The sequence below is a fragment of the Solwaraspora sp. WMMD1047 genome (genome assembly GCF_029626155.1).
Lineage (GTDB): Bacteria > Actinomycetota > Actinomycetes > Mycobacteriales > Micromonosporaceae > WMMD1047.
Genome location: NZ_JARUBL010000001.1, coordinates 5,911,727 through 5,925,590 on the forward strand (window position 1 = coordinate 5,911,727; position 13,864 = coordinate 5,925,590).

At 70.9% G+C, this 13,864-nt stretch carries 15 protein-coding genes and 1 pseudogene; 9 read left to right on the plus strand and 7 right to left on the minus strand.

Going from position 1 to position 13,864, the window contains the following annotated elements; genetic code table 11:
* Window positions 1-78: 78 nt before the first annotated feature.
* Window positions 79-1,323 (plus strand): MFS transporter, encoded by a 1,245-nt coding sequence (locus O7627_RS26960; RefSeq protein WP_278096269.1) that lies wholly within the window; start codon window positions 79-81, stop codon window positions 1,321-1,323.
* Window positions 1,324-1,430: 107 nt separating this feature from the next.
* Here O7627_RS26960 and O7627_RS26965 read toward each other — a convergent pair whose 3' ends face one another.
* Entirely contained in the window at window positions 1,431-1,733 is a 303-nt protein-coding gene (locus O7627_RS26965; protein WP_278096270.1) for a hypothetical protein, read from the minus strand.
* 245 nt (window positions 1,734-1,978) lie between these two features.
* On the opposite strand from O7627_RS26965, the gene O7627_RS26970 reads away from it, so the two are divergent.
* Window positions 1,979-2,602, plus strand: coding sequence for an NUDIX domain-containing protein (locus O7627_RS26970; RefSeq protein WP_278096271.1), 624 nt, complete (start codon window positions 1,979-1,981; stop codon window positions 2,600-2,602).
* Here the strand turns inward: O7627_RS26970 and O7627_RS26975 are convergent.
* The 3 genes and pseudogenes from O7627_RS26975 to O7627_RS26985 all read right to left on the minus strand — a co-directional run.
* Window positions 2,601-2,819, minus strand: a pseudogene (locus tag O7627_RS26975) (NUDIX domain-containing protein); the annotation flags it as partial. The gene O7627_RS26970 and the pseudogene O7627_RS26975 overlap by 2 nt on opposite strands.
* 13 nt (window positions 2,820-2,832) lie before the next feature.
* A complete protein-coding gene (locus O7627_RS26980; protein ID WP_278096272.1) occupies window positions 2,833-3,066 on the minus strand; it encodes a hypothetical protein in 234 nt (77 codons plus the stop codon).
* 375 nt (window positions 3,067-3,441) lie between these two features.
* Entirely contained in the window at window positions 3,442-3,903 is a 462-nt protein-coding gene (locus tag O7627_RS26985) for a VOC family protein (protein ID WP_278096273.1), read from the minus strand.
* 106 nt (window positions 3,904-4,009) lie between these two features.
* On the opposite strand from O7627_RS26985, the gene O7627_RS26990 reads away from it, so the two are divergent.
* The 5 genes from O7627_RS26990 to O7627_RS27010 all read left to right on the plus strand — a co-directional run bounded on the left by O7627_RS26990 (window position 4,010) and on the right by O7627_RS27010 (window position 8,256).
* The gene (locus O7627_RS26990) at window positions 4,010-4,984 is read left to right on the plus strand and encodes a WYL domain-containing protein (RefSeq protein WP_278096274.1); all 975 of its coding nucleotides are present in this window, start codon (window positions 4,010-4,012) and stop codon (window positions 4,982-4,984) included.
* Window positions 4,985-5,061: 77 nt separating this feature from the next.
* Complete coding sequence (locus tag O7627_RS26995; protein WP_278096275.1) at window positions 5,062-6,309, plus strand: NAD(P)/FAD-dependent oxidoreductase; 1,248 nt, start codon at window positions 5,062-5,064, stop codon at window positions 6,307-6,309.
* Between the two features lie 8 nt (window positions 6,310-6,317).
* Window positions 6,318-6,806 (plus strand): MarR family transcriptional regulator, encoded by a 489-nt coding sequence (locus O7627_RS27000; RefSeq protein WP_278096276.1) that lies wholly within the window; start codon window positions 6,318-6,320, stop codon window positions 6,804-6,806.
* A 90-nt stretch (window positions 6,807-6,896) separates the two neighbouring features.
* The gene (locus tag O7627_RS27005; RefSeq protein WP_278096277.1) at window positions 6,897-7,529 is read left to right on the plus strand and encodes a hypothetical protein; all 633 of its coding nucleotides are present in this window, start codon (window positions 6,897-6,899) and stop codon (window positions 7,527-7,529) included.
* 76 nt (window positions 7,530-7,605) lie between these two features.
* Window positions 7,606-8,256 (plus strand): DUF4360 domain-containing protein, encoded by a 651-nt coding sequence (locus O7627_RS27010; protein ID WP_278096278.1) that lies wholly within the window; start codon window positions 7,606-7,608, stop codon window positions 8,254-8,256.
* Window positions 8,257-8,338: 82 nt separating this feature from the next.
* On the opposite strand, the gene O7627_RS27015 is transcribed toward O7627_RS27010, so the two are convergent.
* Window positions 8,339-10,093 (minus strand): phospholipid carrier-dependent glycosyltransferase, encoded by a 1,755-nt coding sequence (locus O7627_RS27015; RefSeq protein ID WP_278096279.1) that lies wholly within the window; start codon window positions 10,091-10,093, stop codon window positions 8,339-8,341.
* 152 nt (window positions 10,094-10,245) lie between these two features.
* On the opposite strand from O7627_RS27015, the gene O7627_RS27020 reads away from it, so the two are divergent.
* Window positions 10,246-10,926, plus strand: coding sequence for a hypothetical protein (locus O7627_RS27020; protein WP_278096280.1), 681 nt, complete (start codon window positions 10,246-10,248; stop codon window positions 10,924-10,926).
* A gap of 55 nt (window positions 10,927-10,981) precedes the next feature.
* Here the strand turns inward: O7627_RS27020 and O7627_RS27025 are convergent, their stop codons facing one another.
* Window positions 10,982-12,397 (minus strand): serine/threonine-protein kinase, encoded by a 1,416-nt coding sequence (locus O7627_RS27025; protein ID WP_278096281.1) that lies wholly within the window; start codon window positions 12,395-12,397, stop codon window positions 10,982-10,984.
* Between the two features lie 66 nt (window positions 12,398-12,463).
* Here O7627_RS27025 and O7627_RS27030 point away from each other — a divergent pair, with 66 nt between their 5' ends.
* Complete coding sequence (locus O7627_RS27030) at window positions 12,464-13,012, plus strand: sigma-70 family RNA polymerase sigma factor (RefSeq protein ID WP_278096282.1); 549 nt, start codon at window positions 12,464-12,466, stop codon at window positions 13,010-13,012.
* Window positions 13,013-13,102: 90 nt separating this feature from the next.
* Here O7627_RS27030 and O7627_RS27035 read toward each other — a convergent pair whose 3' ends face one another.
* The gene (locus O7627_RS27035; protein WP_278096283.1) at window positions 13,103-13,759 is read right to left on the minus strand and encodes a DUF4360 domain-containing protein; all 657 of its coding nucleotides are present in this window, start codon (window positions 13,757-13,759) and stop codon (window positions 13,103-13,105) included.
* Window positions 13,760-13,864 lie beyond the last annotated feature (105 nt).

The following is a 13,864-nucleotide window of genomic DNA, read 5'->3' on the forward strand; positions in this document are numbered from 1 at the left end:
GGACGTGCAGGGTGTGTTGAGCCCGTTGGGTGGTCTGGCTCGCGGGGTCTCGAAGTCGAGACAAGGTTTCATGGGAGCATGTCTCCCTCGTCTCGGCTTGGTCTGCTCCGCGAGCCCGATTTCCGCCGTTTCTTCGGTGCGACCGTGGCCGGTCAGCTCTCCGACCGGTTTGTGTTCCTCGCGTTGCCACTGGTGGCGATCGTCTGGCTGGACGCGAACGAGTTCGAGGTGGGCGTCCTGACTGCGATGACGACGGCGGGATCGTTACTGATCGGCCTGCCGGCCGGCGCCTGGGTCGACCGCTGGCGCAAGCGCCCGGTCATGGTCAACACGGATCTGGCGCGGGCAGCGCTGCTGTTGGTCGTACCGCTGGCCTGGTGGGCGGACGCCCTGACGATCTGGCTGCTGTTCGGGGTCGCGCTCGCCCACGGTCTGTTGACCGTCCTGTTCGAGGTCGGCTACACCAGCTACCTGCCTGCGTTGGTCGGGCGGGAGCACCTGATCGAGGGCAACGCGAAGATCGCGGCCGTCCGTTCCGCCGTCAGCATCAGCGGTCCCGGTGTGGCCGGGCCGCTGGTCGCCTGGCTGGGCGCGCCGTTGACGTTGGTCGCCAGCTCGGCCGGGATGTTGCTCTCCGCGCTGGGGGTGCTGCGGATCCGCAAGCCGGAACCCCGGCCACCGGCCGCCGCCGATCGGCATCTGGCGCGGGAGGTCGCCGAAGGGTTGCGGTTCGTGCTCGACCACCCGCTGCTGCGGCCGATGCTGTTCACCGATGGCATCTTCAGCCTCTTCCTCATCATGTACCAGACGATGCTCTTGGTGTTTCTCGCGCGGCACCTGGGCCTGGGCTCGTTCGGCATCGGCCTGGTGCTCTCCGTGATGGCTTGCGGCGGGTTCACCGGCGCACTACTGGCCCGCCGGGTGATCGCCTGGATCGGTCCCGGTCCGACCGTCTGGCTGGCCCCATTGTGTACGGCGCCCGCCGCCGGCCTGATGCCGCTGGCCCGGGCGGGCTGGCCGCTCTGGCTCGCCGTCGCCGGCCTTGCCCTACTCTCCACGGGTGGGGTGTTTCGGCTGATCGCGCAGGTGGGCCTGCAACAGAACGCCACACCGGACCGGCTGCTCGGCCGGATGAGCGCCACCGTTCGCTTCGTCCAGTGGGGCAGCATGCCGATCGCGGGCCTGCTCGGCGGACTACTCGGTGGGCTGCTCGGCGCACCAGCCGTGCTCTGGATCGGTGCGGCCGGGATGACCGCCGCGTTCCTACCCGCGCTGCTCTCACCACTACGTTCAACGCACGAGCACCCGGTCACATCGGTGTGAGGACACCACCGTCATGGCTGCGTTCAGCCCGAACGGCCACGCCGCTGACGATGGAACTGGTAGTCGCGGCGGACCACGGCGACGATCTCCACCGGTGTAGCCGAGGTTCAGAACCAGAAGAGGGTCACGACGCGCCACACCTGGTCGAGCAGGAGTGCGGCGGCGCACACGAGCAGGACGGTCGTCTTCAGCCGGTTGAGCGACACGATGTTCCAGTTGTGGAGATCCTCGCTGGCCATCCGCCACACCCAGGTCAGCACCCGCACCGTCAGCAGTGCCACCACGATCGTCAGCGGAACGACCAGCCAGGGCGTGACCTCGCCGGACAACTGGATGATCCGGGTAAGGAGCGAGGTCACAAGGACCCGGACGATGTCCCGGTGCACGTTTCGCTCGACAGCGTGCTGCATCGCGGGATGATCGCGGGGGGGTGATGAGGCGCCATGGCCGCGTTGCGCTGCACCCGCATCGCCCACCACGACAGGACGATCACGTAGCCGTAGACAGCCACAACCGCGAACCAGAACATGATCACCCACGCCCTCATGCACAGCGTCCCTCAATATTCGAGGACTTGGATCACCGTATAACGCCACGACAAGGCTGAGGCCGCCAGCAGCCGCCACGGGGCGGCCCTGACTGCGATGATGAGCGGATGCGTTCCTCGGTCGCGGCAGTACATGAACTGGTCACCGGCCTGCTACCAGGAGACCAGCTTGAGGCCGAGCACCGGTCCGCGGCCCGGCGCTGGCTGGAGTCCACCGACGACGTCTACCGGCGCGCCAAGCCGGCCGAGCCACCACAACACCTCGTGTCGTACGTCGTACCAGTGGATCCGACCGACGGCGCTCTCCTTCTGGTCGATCATCTCAAGGCCGGGTTGTGGCTGCCGCCCGGCGGTCACGTCGATCCCGACGAGCACCCGGCGGCGACCGCCCGCCGCGAACTCCATGAGGAGTTGGGCGTCGCGGTCGGTCCGGCCACCACCTTCCGGCCCGCCTTTCTGACCGTCACTCCCACTGTCAGAGCGATGGCCGGGCACACGGACGTGAGCCTCTGGTTTCCGGTCATCGTCGACCCGGACGTCCCGCTCGTCCCGAACCACGGCGAGTTCCGCGAGGCCCGGTGGTGGTCACTGGAGCAACTCCGCTCAGCCGACCCCACCCGCTTCGACCCCCACCTGCGACGCTTCCTCGACAAGGTCGCGATGCGGGTTATCCGAGGTCAAGTAGTCTCGCTGCGGATGATCTCCTCGGCACGTTCGGAGATGTCGCGGTGATGGTCAGCCCGAGTTCCTCGGCGACCTCCCGGCAGACGCCCTCCTCGGGCGACTCGCCAACCTCCAGCTTGCCGCCGGGAAGCTCCCACTCGTCGCGCTCGTTGCGTAGCAGCGGAACTGCGCCGTGGTAGTCGACCACCAGCTTGACCGAGATCGGAAGCTGGTACTCGAAGTAGCCGGTGTTGCGCTCAACCAGGTACGGCGGCCGGTCGGTCATGCGAACAGGGCTCCTATCCGGGATCACGAGTGAGCAGGACCGCCACCACGTCGTCGGCCCGCTTGAACCGGGTCACCCCGTCGGGCGGGTCGCTCTCGACGTCACGGATCAGCTTCTCCAGGTACGCCATTCCCCGCTCCCGCGCGTCCGCCACAAGATCGACCCACTGGTCGTACTTCCCGTAGTCGGTGACCAGCCGAGCGAAGCCGTCGGTGCGGAGCAGAATGAGCTCGGCGTCCCGCCACACGCCCTCGACCGTGTGCGGGCGCAGCAGCCGATCCGGATGTCCGGAGAAGACCGACTCCAGCAGGTCCGCGCCGGAGCCTCGGTAGCCAGCCTGTCCGGCCCGAGTCAGCTCCTACCCGACGAGGTTGACGAGCCACTGGACGTCGCTCCCGGCGGGCAGTGCGGCGTCGTCGTAAAGCCGACAACCCACACCGCGCTGGTCAGCAGCGCCAACCTCATCGACCGGGCGCTCTCCGACAACCTCGAAGTCGGCGTCGTGCTGCGGGGATCCGGAAGAGGTGAGCCGCCTGGTCGCACACTTCGCCGCCCTGACGGCTCCCCCTACCGGCCCGCTGCAAAGGCTGTCGTAGCTGTTCGCTCGACGGGTCGACGCGGTTCAGCCGGCGTACGGGGCGGCGACGTCGAGGATCCAGGTGACACCGAAGCGATCCTTGAGCATCCCGAACCCCGGAGCCCACTGCGACGGGCCGTACTTCTCGATCACCTCGGCGCCGTCGGCGAGCTTGTCCCAGAGCGCGCCGACCTCCTCGGCGTTGTCGCCCCGGACGGAGACGAAGAACCGCTCCCCGGTCACCGTCATGCCGTTCTCCCGGGTGGTGGCGGCCGGAGCGGCGGTGGCAGCGGCCTGGCCCGGCACGTCGTAGGCCATGATGCGGAAGCCGTTGTCGGCCGTGACCTGACCGAAGACGACCTTGTCGGCGTCGGGCAGTTCCTTCGGCATGCCGAAGTCGCCGTACGCGACGACCGTGAGCCGACCGCCGAACACAGCCTGGTAGAACTCCAGGGCCGCGCGCGCGTCGCCGTGGAAGTTCAGGTGGGTCGTGGTGGAGATGGCCATGCGGGTGACTCCTCATCGATCGGAATGATGCCGGTGACCGGCGCAGGTGAACCTTCGCAGCAGTAAGTGCCAGGGAGTGTCACCTATGCCAGGCAGAATCGGATCCGTGCCGAAGACCTCTGCCCGACTTCTGGCCCTACTGTCGCTGCTGCAGGCCCGCCGCGACTGGTCCGGCACGGCGCTGGCCGACCGCCTGGAGATCAGCCTGCGTACCGTGCGGCGCGACGTCGATCGGCTGCGCGAACTCGGCTACCCGATCCGGACCGTGAAAGGCCCGGACGGCGGGTACCGGCTCGACGCCGGAGCCCAGCTGCCCCCGCTGCTCTTCGACGACGACCAGGCCATCGCCATCGCGGTCGCCCTCCAACTCGTCACCGGCTCCGGCGCAGGCGTCCAGGAGGGCGCGGCCCGGGCGCTGACCACCCTCCGGCAGGTGATGCCCGCCCGGCTCCGGCACCGCCTCGACATGATGCGGATCACCGTCGTCGAACAACCCACCACCCGACCGGAGGAACCGGTCAGCACAGCGGTGCTGACGGCCGTCGGGGCCGCCGTGCAGGCCCGCGAGGTACTGCGGTTCGACTACGCCCCAGCCGGCGCCGCGCCGCACGCCGACGCACCGCGCCGGGTGGAACCCCACCACCTCATCACCTGGAACGGACGCTGGTATCTCGTCGCCTGGGACCTCGACCGCGGCGACTGGCGCACCTACCGCGCCGACCGCATCAACCCGCGTACCCCGACCGGGCCGCGTTTCACCCCGCGGCAGCTACCCGCCCCTGACGTGGCCACCTTCGTCGCCGGCCGGTTCCGCGGCTCCGAGACAGCCTCGGACTGGCCGTGCGTCGGCGAGGTGATCCTCCACCTTCCCGCCGCTGTCGTCGCCACCTACACCCGCGACGGGTCGATCGAAGACCTCGGCCCCGACCGCTGCAAGCTCGAACTGGGCTCCTGGTCCTGGACCAGCCTGGCCGCCGCCCTCGGCCGCTACGGCGCCGACATCGAGGTCATCCAGCCGGCGGAACTCAGGGCCGCCTTCGCCGAACTCGCCCGCCGGTACGCCAGGGCAGCGGCCGGGTAACCACGCCGCCATCATCGCGTCCTGTACCGGTGCGGGCGCCGCCTTGCTCTAATCATCTTAGTCGTTAAGATAATCGTATGGGCATATCGACTGACTTCTCCGTGGCGATCGCCGGGGCCGGCCTCTCCGGCCTCTGCCTCGCCCAGTACCTGCGGCGCGCCGGCGTCGACGTGCACGTCTACGAGCGGGACCCGGGACCCTTCGTCCGGCGGCAGGGCTACCGGATCATCCTCGACCGGCACGGGCTGGCGGCGCTGCGCGAGAGCCTGCCCCGCCCGCTGTACCGCCTGGCGCTGGCCACCGGCGACGAGCCCGGCGGGCACCTGCGCTTCACCGACGCCCGGCTGCGGGACGCCTTCACCATCCACTTCAAGGACGAGCAGCAGCACGCGACCCGCCAGGTCGATCGGCTGACCCTGCGGTCGATCCTGCAGTCCGGGCTGGACGGGCGCATCCACTACGGCAAAGCCGCCGTCGCGGTGGACAGCGGCGGGGCGAAGCTGCGGCTACGGTTCTCCGACGGCACGGTCGCCGCGGCGACCGTCGTGGTGGGCGCGGACGGCGTCGGCTCGGCGCTGCGCCCGCAACTCATGCCGGACGCGAACCCGACCAGAACCCCGATGGTGGGCATCTACGGCCGGACGCTGCTGCGGCCCGACGGCGTCAGCGTCATCCCGGACGCGCTGCGTACCAGTGGGGTCCTGGCCATCGCCGACCGGCCGGGCCGGGCATTCTTCTTCACCTCCATGCGGTTCGGCGAGCGCCCGCCGCAGGCGTTCGCGCGGCTGGCCCCGGGCAGCTACGCGCCCACCGGCGACGACTACGTCATGTGGGGGTTGCTGCTGCGGCAGGAGGAGGTGCCCACCGAGATCCGCGAGGACCTGCGGGCGCTGTGGGAACTGGCCGCCCAGAAGAGTACGGACTTCCACCCGCTCATCCGGCGGCTGGTCACCTCGTCCGAGCTCGACGCCACGGTGCTCAACGTCTTCGCCACCGGCCGGCGCCCACGCCAGTGGACGGTGCCCCGGGCCACGATGATGGGCGACGCCGTACACGCCATGCCGCCGTTCGGCGCGCAGGGCGGCAACACCGCACTGCGCGACGCCGCCCTGCTCGGCCAGCAGCTGGTCGAGGCCCGGGCGGGCGGCATGTCGGTGGAGGAGGCCATCGCCCGCTACCAGGACGAGATGGTGCCCTACGCCTTCCGCGCCGTCGACACCGCCGCCGGACTGATGCGCCGCCTCACCGGGAGCGCGGCCGCACCGCACTGGGTGCTGACCCGCGTGTTACCTCGGTTGCACCGGGTCACCGTGCCGGAGGCATGATTGCGGGCATGCCCCACGAGCCGACCCGCGCGTCCGCGATCGCCGACCTGATGCGCGCCGGCAGGGAGACGTCGCGCCTGTCGATGGTCTTCCGGTACGCCATCGCGGAGCGGCTCGGCCTCACCGTCAGCGACCTGGAGTGCCTGGACTACCTGGCGGACGTCGGATCCGCCACCGCGGGGCAGGTCGCCGAGCGGACCAATCTCACCACCGGGGCGGTGACCAGCATGCTCCGCCGGCTGCAGCAGGCGGGCTACGTGACGGCCGAGCGCGATCCGGCGGACCGGCGCCGGGTGATCGTCACCCTGCGGCCGGAGCGGGTCGCCGAGCTGGAGCGGCCGTACGAGCGGTTCGCCGAGCGGGCGGAGCAGCTCATCGAGGGCTACAGCGTCGAGGAGGTCATGCTGCTGGTCCGGCACAACGACCGCCTGCAGGCGATGTACCGCGCCGAGCTGGACCGCCTCCGCGACATCGACACCGCTGGGCAGCCCGCCTGAGGCGCCCCACCGGTCGGCCGCGCGCAGATGGCGGCTACCGCGACTCGGTCGTGGTCACGATGGCTTGCGTCCTCGGCGGACGATCGAGGAATGGCATTGGTCTGGTTGGGCGGAGCCGCGCTGCTGGCGCTGATCGGTGGTTTCCTGCAGGGCCGGGAGTCCGGGTTCTTCTTCTTCGTCGGGCTTCCGTTCGCCCTCGCGGGGGTGGCCGCGCACGTGGTCGCCGCCGTCTGGCCGCTGCGTGACGACCCTGACCGGCGTTGGCCCCGCCCGTGGTCATCCACAATGGTCGTACGGGCGGTGCTGGGCCTGCTGGTCGGTGGTCTCGGGATGGTCTCCGGCTTCGGCTACGGCACCAACCATCAGGTGTGGTTCGGCGAGCGGGTCACCGCCGAGATCACCGACAGCCGGCTGGTGTGCGGTCACAACTCCCCGGGCTGCAGTACCCACTACCGTCTGGCGGGCGCCGGCGGTGAGGACCTTGGCTGGACCCGGCTCTGCGGTGCCGGTGGCCGGATCGGGGCCGAGGTGCAGGTCGACGTGGATCCGCTCGGCTGGGTGCCGCCGCTCTCGCCCGCCTGCGACGAAGAGCGCCGGTTCGCGCCGCTGCTCACCAGGTGGTGGCTGGGCGGCCTCGGCGTACTCGCCGTGGTCATCGTCTTCGACCTGCTCTGGAACGCGGCACGCCGCCAATCCCGACCGGGAGACAAGGGCTCGAAATGAGAAAACATTGACGTACTTCAATGGAACTACCTAGATTGTGGCGTAACGATGCCGTAACACACAGCGAGGAGGTTCCATGCGAAAACTGCTGGTGCGTGGCGGAGTGGTGCTGCTGCTGCTCGCTTCGACGTTTGTCGCGGGCGCACCCGCGTCCGCCAGGGGGGTCATGGACGACCCGCCCGATGACCAGGTGGTCATCGACCTGGTCGCGATGGCCGGCTCCGGATGTCTGCCCGGCACGGCGGATGTCGCGGTCTCCCCGGACAACACCGCCTTCACCACCATCTACAGCGACTTCGTGGTCCAGGCCGGACCCGGCATCTCGTCCGTCGACGGCCGCCGGAACTGCCAGCTCAACGTGCTCGTGCACGCCCCGGCGGGCCACACCTTCGCGGTCGTGAAGGTGGACTACCGCGGCTACGGGCTGCTGGATGCGGGCGCCATCGCCTCGCATCGCGCCAACTACTACTTCCAGGGGATGGCGGAGAGCACCACCAGCAACTTCTCGTTCCCCACCCCGCTCGACGACATCTGGATCATCAGCGAGGAGGTGCCGATCGCCTCCGTCGTCTGGGCTCCCTGCGGTGAGCAGCGCAACCTCAACATCAACACTGAGCTTCGGCTGAGCCAGGGCACGTCCACCCAGACCAGCTTCCTCGCCATGGACTCCACCGACGGCAGCATCGAGACCGTCTACCACCTCGCCTGGCAGCCCTGCCCGTCCTGACCCGACTCCCCCGTCCCCGACGGCGCGAGGGCGACCGGCCAGCGCCGGTCGCCCTCGCCCCGCCGGTCCCGGCAGGTCGCCGCTACCGGCGGCGGTAGATGGTCATCGAGTGACCGACGTGATCGATCGGCTCGCTGCTGTCGATCAGCTCCCGGAGCGGGCCACCGACCGTCGCCACCCAACTGTTCGACACCACCAGCAGGCCGCGTACCTCAGCCGGTGGCGCCTGCAGCGGATCGGCCGCCTGGATGCCGTAGTACGCCGGCACCCCGGCCCCCTTGTACGCCAGCCACACCCGCTCGTCCGGATACCGCTCCCGCAGCCGGTCCGCCAGCCGGGGCAGATCCTGCCCCCAGTCCACATTGGAATCATGCAGGTGCTGATGGGTCCGGGCCGGACCCCCGAACGCCTCGTTGGCGTACGGGAGATAGAACGGAAAGGCGCGCAGTGAACTGATCGCGACCAGCGCGACGAGGGCCAGCACGCCGGCCCGGGCTACGCTTGGCCGCCGCCACGGCACAGCCGTCACGGCGGCCGCCGCCACGGCGAGGAAGATCGGCAGGAAGATCGCGTACCGGACACCCAGGTTGCGCGAGCCGGTCATCGCGACGATCAGCAACACCGCCGCCGGGAGCAGCAGATACCCGGCCGCCGCGCGCAATCGCGGCACCGCCAGCATCGCGACCACCCCGGCCAGCCAGAGCACCAGCGCCCCGAGCGGCGTCTTCACCAGCAGCGCGGCCGGCAGGTAGTACCAGCGGGAACCGGTGTACCGCTCACCGAACAGGTAGCCGCCCCAGACCCCGTCCTCGAAGGCGAACTGGATCAGCATGCCGTTGCGGAACGAGGTCGGGAACGGCAGCAGGTCGAGCAGGAATCCGCGTACGCCGTCCACCGCCGGCGCCGCGGCCGGCGCCGCCCGCAGCCGCGGGTCGACCGCGAGGTAGACCACCCACACGGTCAGCACCACCAGCAACCCGAGCGCGACCGCCGCCCCGCCCGCGACCGCCACCCGCCGCAGCCGGGACGCAGGCGCGGGCGAGGACGGCGGCAGAGGCGCGGCTGCGGGCCGGGCCGGTGTGCGGGCGTGCCAGACCGACCAGGCCGCCAGGATCAGCAGGACCGGCACCACCGCCAGGGTGCTCATCTTGGTGGCCAGCGCCGCACCGAGCGTCAGCCCGGCCAGCGGCAGATAGCGCCAGGGCCGACGCCGGGCCCGCCACAGCAGCCAGACCGAGGTCAACAGGAAGCCGGCGGTCGCCACGTCGAGGGTGGCCAGCGAGCCGTGCGCGATCACGTCGGGCGAGAACGCGTAGAGGGCCAGGGCGGCCAGCGCGCCGCCCGGCCCGGTCAGCTCCCTGGCGAACCCGAACACGACGAGCCCGAACCCGAGGGTCAGCACGATCATCGGCAGCCGGGCCAGCAACATCAGCTGGTCGGCGTCGTTGCCGGCCTCGTACAGCACGTGTCGGCCGAGCTCCGACTGGTTGCCGTTGAACTGGGGGTCCAGCCGCGGCTCGGCGACCGCCAGCCCCACCCCGATGATCAGTTTGCCGAGCGGCGGGTGCTCCGGGTTGTACCAGAGGCTGTGCTGCTGCCAGTAGTGCGCCGCCGCACCCACGTAGACCGGCTCGTCGATGGTCGGGGACTGCGCCATCGCCGCGACCACCATCGCGACCGCCAGCTGCGCCAGCAGCGTCACCACCACCAGCGGATACCACCAGCGCCGGTTGCGCCGAAGCCAACCGAGCGGACCCGCAGCCGAGGCTGGCGGGTCGCCCGGGGCCGGCGGCGTGTTCTGGGCGAGGGCACGCGGTCGCCCGAGTAGGGAACTCACTGGCGGCAGGCTATGCCGGCGGCGCGTTTCGGGCAAACACCGACATGGCACATAGCAACCGCACCCGCGACAAGATCGTCGATCGGGTACGGGCACCTGACCGTTTAGGATCTCCTCGTCGGAAGATACCGCTATCGATGCGAGGGGATGCCATGTCCCGGCGAACCGGACGCCCGTCCCACCTCACCAAGCCCCCCGCCCAGCAGCAGGGACGGGTCTCCGCCCAGATCGCCGGGGCGGTCGTCGCGACGGTGGTGGTGGCACTTGTCGGCGGCCTGATCGGGTACGTGGTGGGTCGGCCGGACGCGACCGAGCGGACCATCGCGCAGCTGCGCGAGGCGGAGGTCGAGCGGGACGTCGAGCAGATCATCGAGCTGACGGCGATGGCGCGCCGGACGGCCGAGCAGCTCTCGCCGATCCTGACGGCGGTGCGGGAGGCCGCCGACGCCGGCCGCACCCCCGAGCCGGCCCAGGTCGAGCAGTGGCAGCAGACCCTCGGCCAGCTGACCGCCCAGTTCGCCGATCCGCCGTCCGGCACCACCGCGACGAACGTCGCCCGGGGTGGCCTGCGCAGCGCCGTGGACCAGGCCGCCGTCGCGATCGACCTGGTCGCCCTGGCGGCGGCCGGAGACGCCGCCGGTGCCACCGGCCAGGTGGCGCTGGCGGCGCGGCAGGTGGACCTCGCCGTCGTCACCTGGTCGGTGGCGGCGTCCCAGCTCGACCAGATCAACATCGATGCCGGGCAGGGCCACCAGCATGTCTTCCTCGAAACCGGCGGCGAGGCCGAGGGTGCCCTCACCCCGGACGGGGCGGCCGAGGGCACCGGCGGCTGAAGGGGCGCTGCCGCCAGCGGTCCGGAATCGCCGCCGTTGGATCGGCACCGGCCTTCTAGACCGCCGGCGCGAGCGTGTCGGTGGTCCGCACGCCGCGCAGGATCTCCTCGGTGTGGTCGGTGCCGTCGACCTGCCGGATCTGTACGTAGAGGCCGTAGTCGCCGGTCACCGGGGTCAGCAACGCCTCGGTGAACGAGATGGCGGTGCCGCCGCAACCGGTCCACCGTTGCGCCACGACGGTCCAGGAATCCAGGTCGTACCGCCGGACGGGTTCCCGAGCGCACCCCGAGTGGTCGGGCAGGGCCGGCGTGACCTCGGTCAACGCCCTGCTCGCGCCGACGAACACCCCCGGCACGGCGGTGTTCGGGTCCGACCAGGCCGTCAGATCGGTCCCGACCACCAGGCCGGGGGTGCGACCGGCCGGCAGGCGGATCGACTCCGGGTTCCAGCCGGCGTCGCGGATCTGCTTGGCCCAGGCTGCCGGCACCGCCACCGAGAGCCCGCCGGAGGCGTCGACCACCCGCGCCCAGCGGCCCCCGGCAGGCGGCCCGGCGTCCGACGCGGTGCCGGCGAGCACGGCCGCGGCCGTCAGCACCGACACGGCCGCCAGTCGCCAGCCGGGGACGGGCCGCCGGACCGGCCGCGCCGCGGCGGCCAGCGCGGCGGCGTCCAGGGCGGCGGCGAACGCGTCGGCCGACGGCCACCGCCGTTCCGGGTTGGGGTGCAACGCCCGCAGCAGCACCGCGTCCACCGAGGGCGGGATGCCCGGTCGGAGCTTCGTCGGGCGTACCACGGGCTGCGCGGCGGCGGCCGCGACGGCCTGGACCGACGCGGGCAGGCTGGGCGGTCGCCCGGTGAGCATGTGGTACGCCAGCGCACCGAGGGCGTAGACGTCCGCGCGCGCGTCCAGACCGGCACCGAGCCGAGCCTGTTCCGGTGCCATGTAACCCGGTGATCCGGCGATGATGGTGAAGCCGGAGGCGTGCGCGAGGGCTTTCGCCAGACCCAGGTCGCCGATGACCGCCCGTTCGTCCCCGCCGGTTCCAGCGAAGAGCACATTGGACGGTTTGAGGTCGCGGTGGATGATGCCGAGATCGTGCAGGACGGCGACGCCGCGCGCGAGTTCCGCCGCGGTGCGCAGCGCGTGCGCGACCGACAGCGGCCCGGTGCCGAGCCGTTCGGCGAGGGTGCCGCCGGTCGCGTACGTCATCACCAGGTAGGGTCGCCCATCCGCGAGCTCACCCACGTCGAGGACGCGGACCAGTCGATCCGACTCGGCACGGCGCAGGATGCGCGCCTCCTCGGTGAACCGGGTCCGGACGTCGAGCTGGTGGGTCCAGTTGTCGGCGAGCACCTTCACCGCTACCGAGGTCTGCAGGGCCTCGTCGTCGGCGAGCCACACGGTGGCGAAGGCGCCCGAACCGAGGCGGCGACGGACCCGATACCGTCCTATTCGTTCGGGCACCGACACCGCCGTACTATAGACCGCCGTCACCAGTGCCAACCTGTTCGCGGCGGTCGGGGAGCTGGGCACACTGTGGCATACGACGCTGAGACCGAGGCACTGGCGCGACAGGCCGCGACCGGCGACGCCGCCGCGCTCGACGCGCTGCTGGCGCGGATCGCACCGGATGTGCTGCGCCAGTGCGGGCGGTTCCTGCCCTGCCTCCAGGATGCCGAGGAAGCGTGCCAGGACGCGTTGCTGCAGGTGGCGCGCCGCATCACCCGGTTCGAGGGCCGGTCCAGGTTCTCGACCTGGCTGCATGTCGTGGTGGCCAACTGTGCCCGGCAGACGTACCGCTCGCTGAAGCGGCGCTCGGTCGAACGATCGGAGGCCGAACTGCTGACCAGCCGCCCCGATCCGCGGACCACGAGCGTGATAGCCGGTTCCCGGCTGGACCTGCTGGACGCGCTGGAACGGCTGGAGGCCCACCGGCCGGGTCTGGTGGCGCCCTTCGTCCTGCGGGACCTGTGCCAGCTCGCCTACGACGAGATCGCCGAGCAGCTCGGGATCCCGGTCGGCACCGCCAAGGCGCAGGTCCACCGGGCCCGACAGCAGGTCCGCGGCTGGCTGGAAGGGGTCTGACGAGGTCGCTTCGGCGCTTCCGGTTGCGGCGGCCCGACTGGGCCGCCGCAACCGGGACGACACGATCCGGTTGTCGGAACGGTCAGCAGGTCAGCACCGTTGCCATTCGAGGTTGAAGAGGGTGTCGACGTCGCCCTCGGTCGTCGTCATCGACATGCTGGCCCGCTCGCCCGAGGAGCCGGCGTCCACCCGCAGCTCGGTGTTGATGTTCAGCACCCGCTGCTGGCCGCAGGGCACGTAGACCAGCACCGGCGCGGCATCGAGGGTGGCCCAGAAGCCGTTGTACGGGCCGCCGAACGTCTCCTCGGTCCGGCTGTTGTCGGAGGAGCCCTGCCAGTAGTAGTTGGTGCGCTGCCGACCGGTCGCGCCGGCGGGGACCCGGGCCCGGCCCCGGTAGTCGGCCGCGGCGACCGCGAAGGTCCAGCCAGCCGGCACCTTGACGAGCACGCCGAGCTGACAGTTCTTCCGGCTGGACGTCACGTCGACGCCGTTGCCGGCGGTGGCGACGAAGTCGTAGTACCGGACCCGGAAGCCGGTCTTGTCGGGGTACGCGGCCACCCTGGCCGTGCCGGGCGAGCAGCCCGAGCCGTTGGCGGCCACCACCTCGACGGTGATCTCGTCCGGGGCAGACATCAGGTCGGCGGACCCGGCGGGGACCGCGTGGGCGGGCGCGGACAGGGACAGCGCGAGAACCGTGCCGAGTACGGCGAGGACCCCGTGTCTCGTACCGATGAGCCTTTTCGTCATTCCGTTCTCCTTTGCTGCGGCAGATATCGACCGGATACGACACGTGCTTACGTCGCCGAGCAGCCCGCCGAGGCTCTTCGCGCGCAGGCCCAAATGAGAGGTCAC

What these genes read in the sequence shown, in the direction of transcription:
- O7627_RS26960 (WP_278096269.1), top strand. Translation starts at nt 79, where the DNA reads ATGTCTCCCTCGTCTCGGCTTGGTCTGCTCCGCGAGCCCGATTTCCGC.
- O7627_RS26965 (WP_278096270.1), bottom strand. Translation starts at nt 1,733, where the DNA reads ATGCAGCACGCTGTCGAGCGAAACGTGCACCGGGACATCGTCCGGGTC.
- O7627_RS26970 (WP_278096271.1), top strand. Translation starts at nt 1,979, where the DNA reads ATGCGTTCCTCGGTCGCGGCAGTACATGAACTGGTCACCGGCCTGCTA.
- O7627_RS26985 (WP_278096273.1), bottom strand. Translation starts at nt 3,903, where the DNA reads ATGGCCATCTCCACCACGACCCACCTGAACTTCCACGGCGACGCGCGC.
- O7627_RS26995 (WP_278096275.1), top strand. Translation starts at nt 5,062, where the DNA reads ATGGGCATATCGACTGACTTCTCCGTGGCGATCGCCGGGGCCGGCCTC.
- O7627_RS27000 (WP_278096276.1), top strand. Translation starts at nt 6,318, where the DNA reads ATGCCCCACGAGCCGACCCGCGCGTCCGCGATCGCCGACCTGATGCGC.
- O7627_RS27005 (WP_278096277.1), top strand. Translation starts at nt 6,897, where the DNA reads ATGGCATTGGTCTGGTTGGGCGGAGCCGCGCTGCTGGCGCTGATCGGT.
- O7627_RS27010 (WP_278096278.1), top strand. Translation starts at nt 7,606, where the DNA reads ATGCGAAAACTGCTGGTGCGTGGCGGAGTGGTGCTGCTGCTGCTCGCT.
- O7627_RS27020 (WP_278096280.1), top strand. Translation starts at nt 10,246, where the DNA reads ATGTCCCGGCGAACCGGACGCCCGTCCCACCTCACCAAGCCCCCCGCC.
- O7627_RS27035 (WP_278096283.1), bottom strand. Translation starts at nt 13,759, where the DNA reads ATGACGAAAAGGCTCATCGGTACGAGACACGGGGTCCTCGCCGTACTC.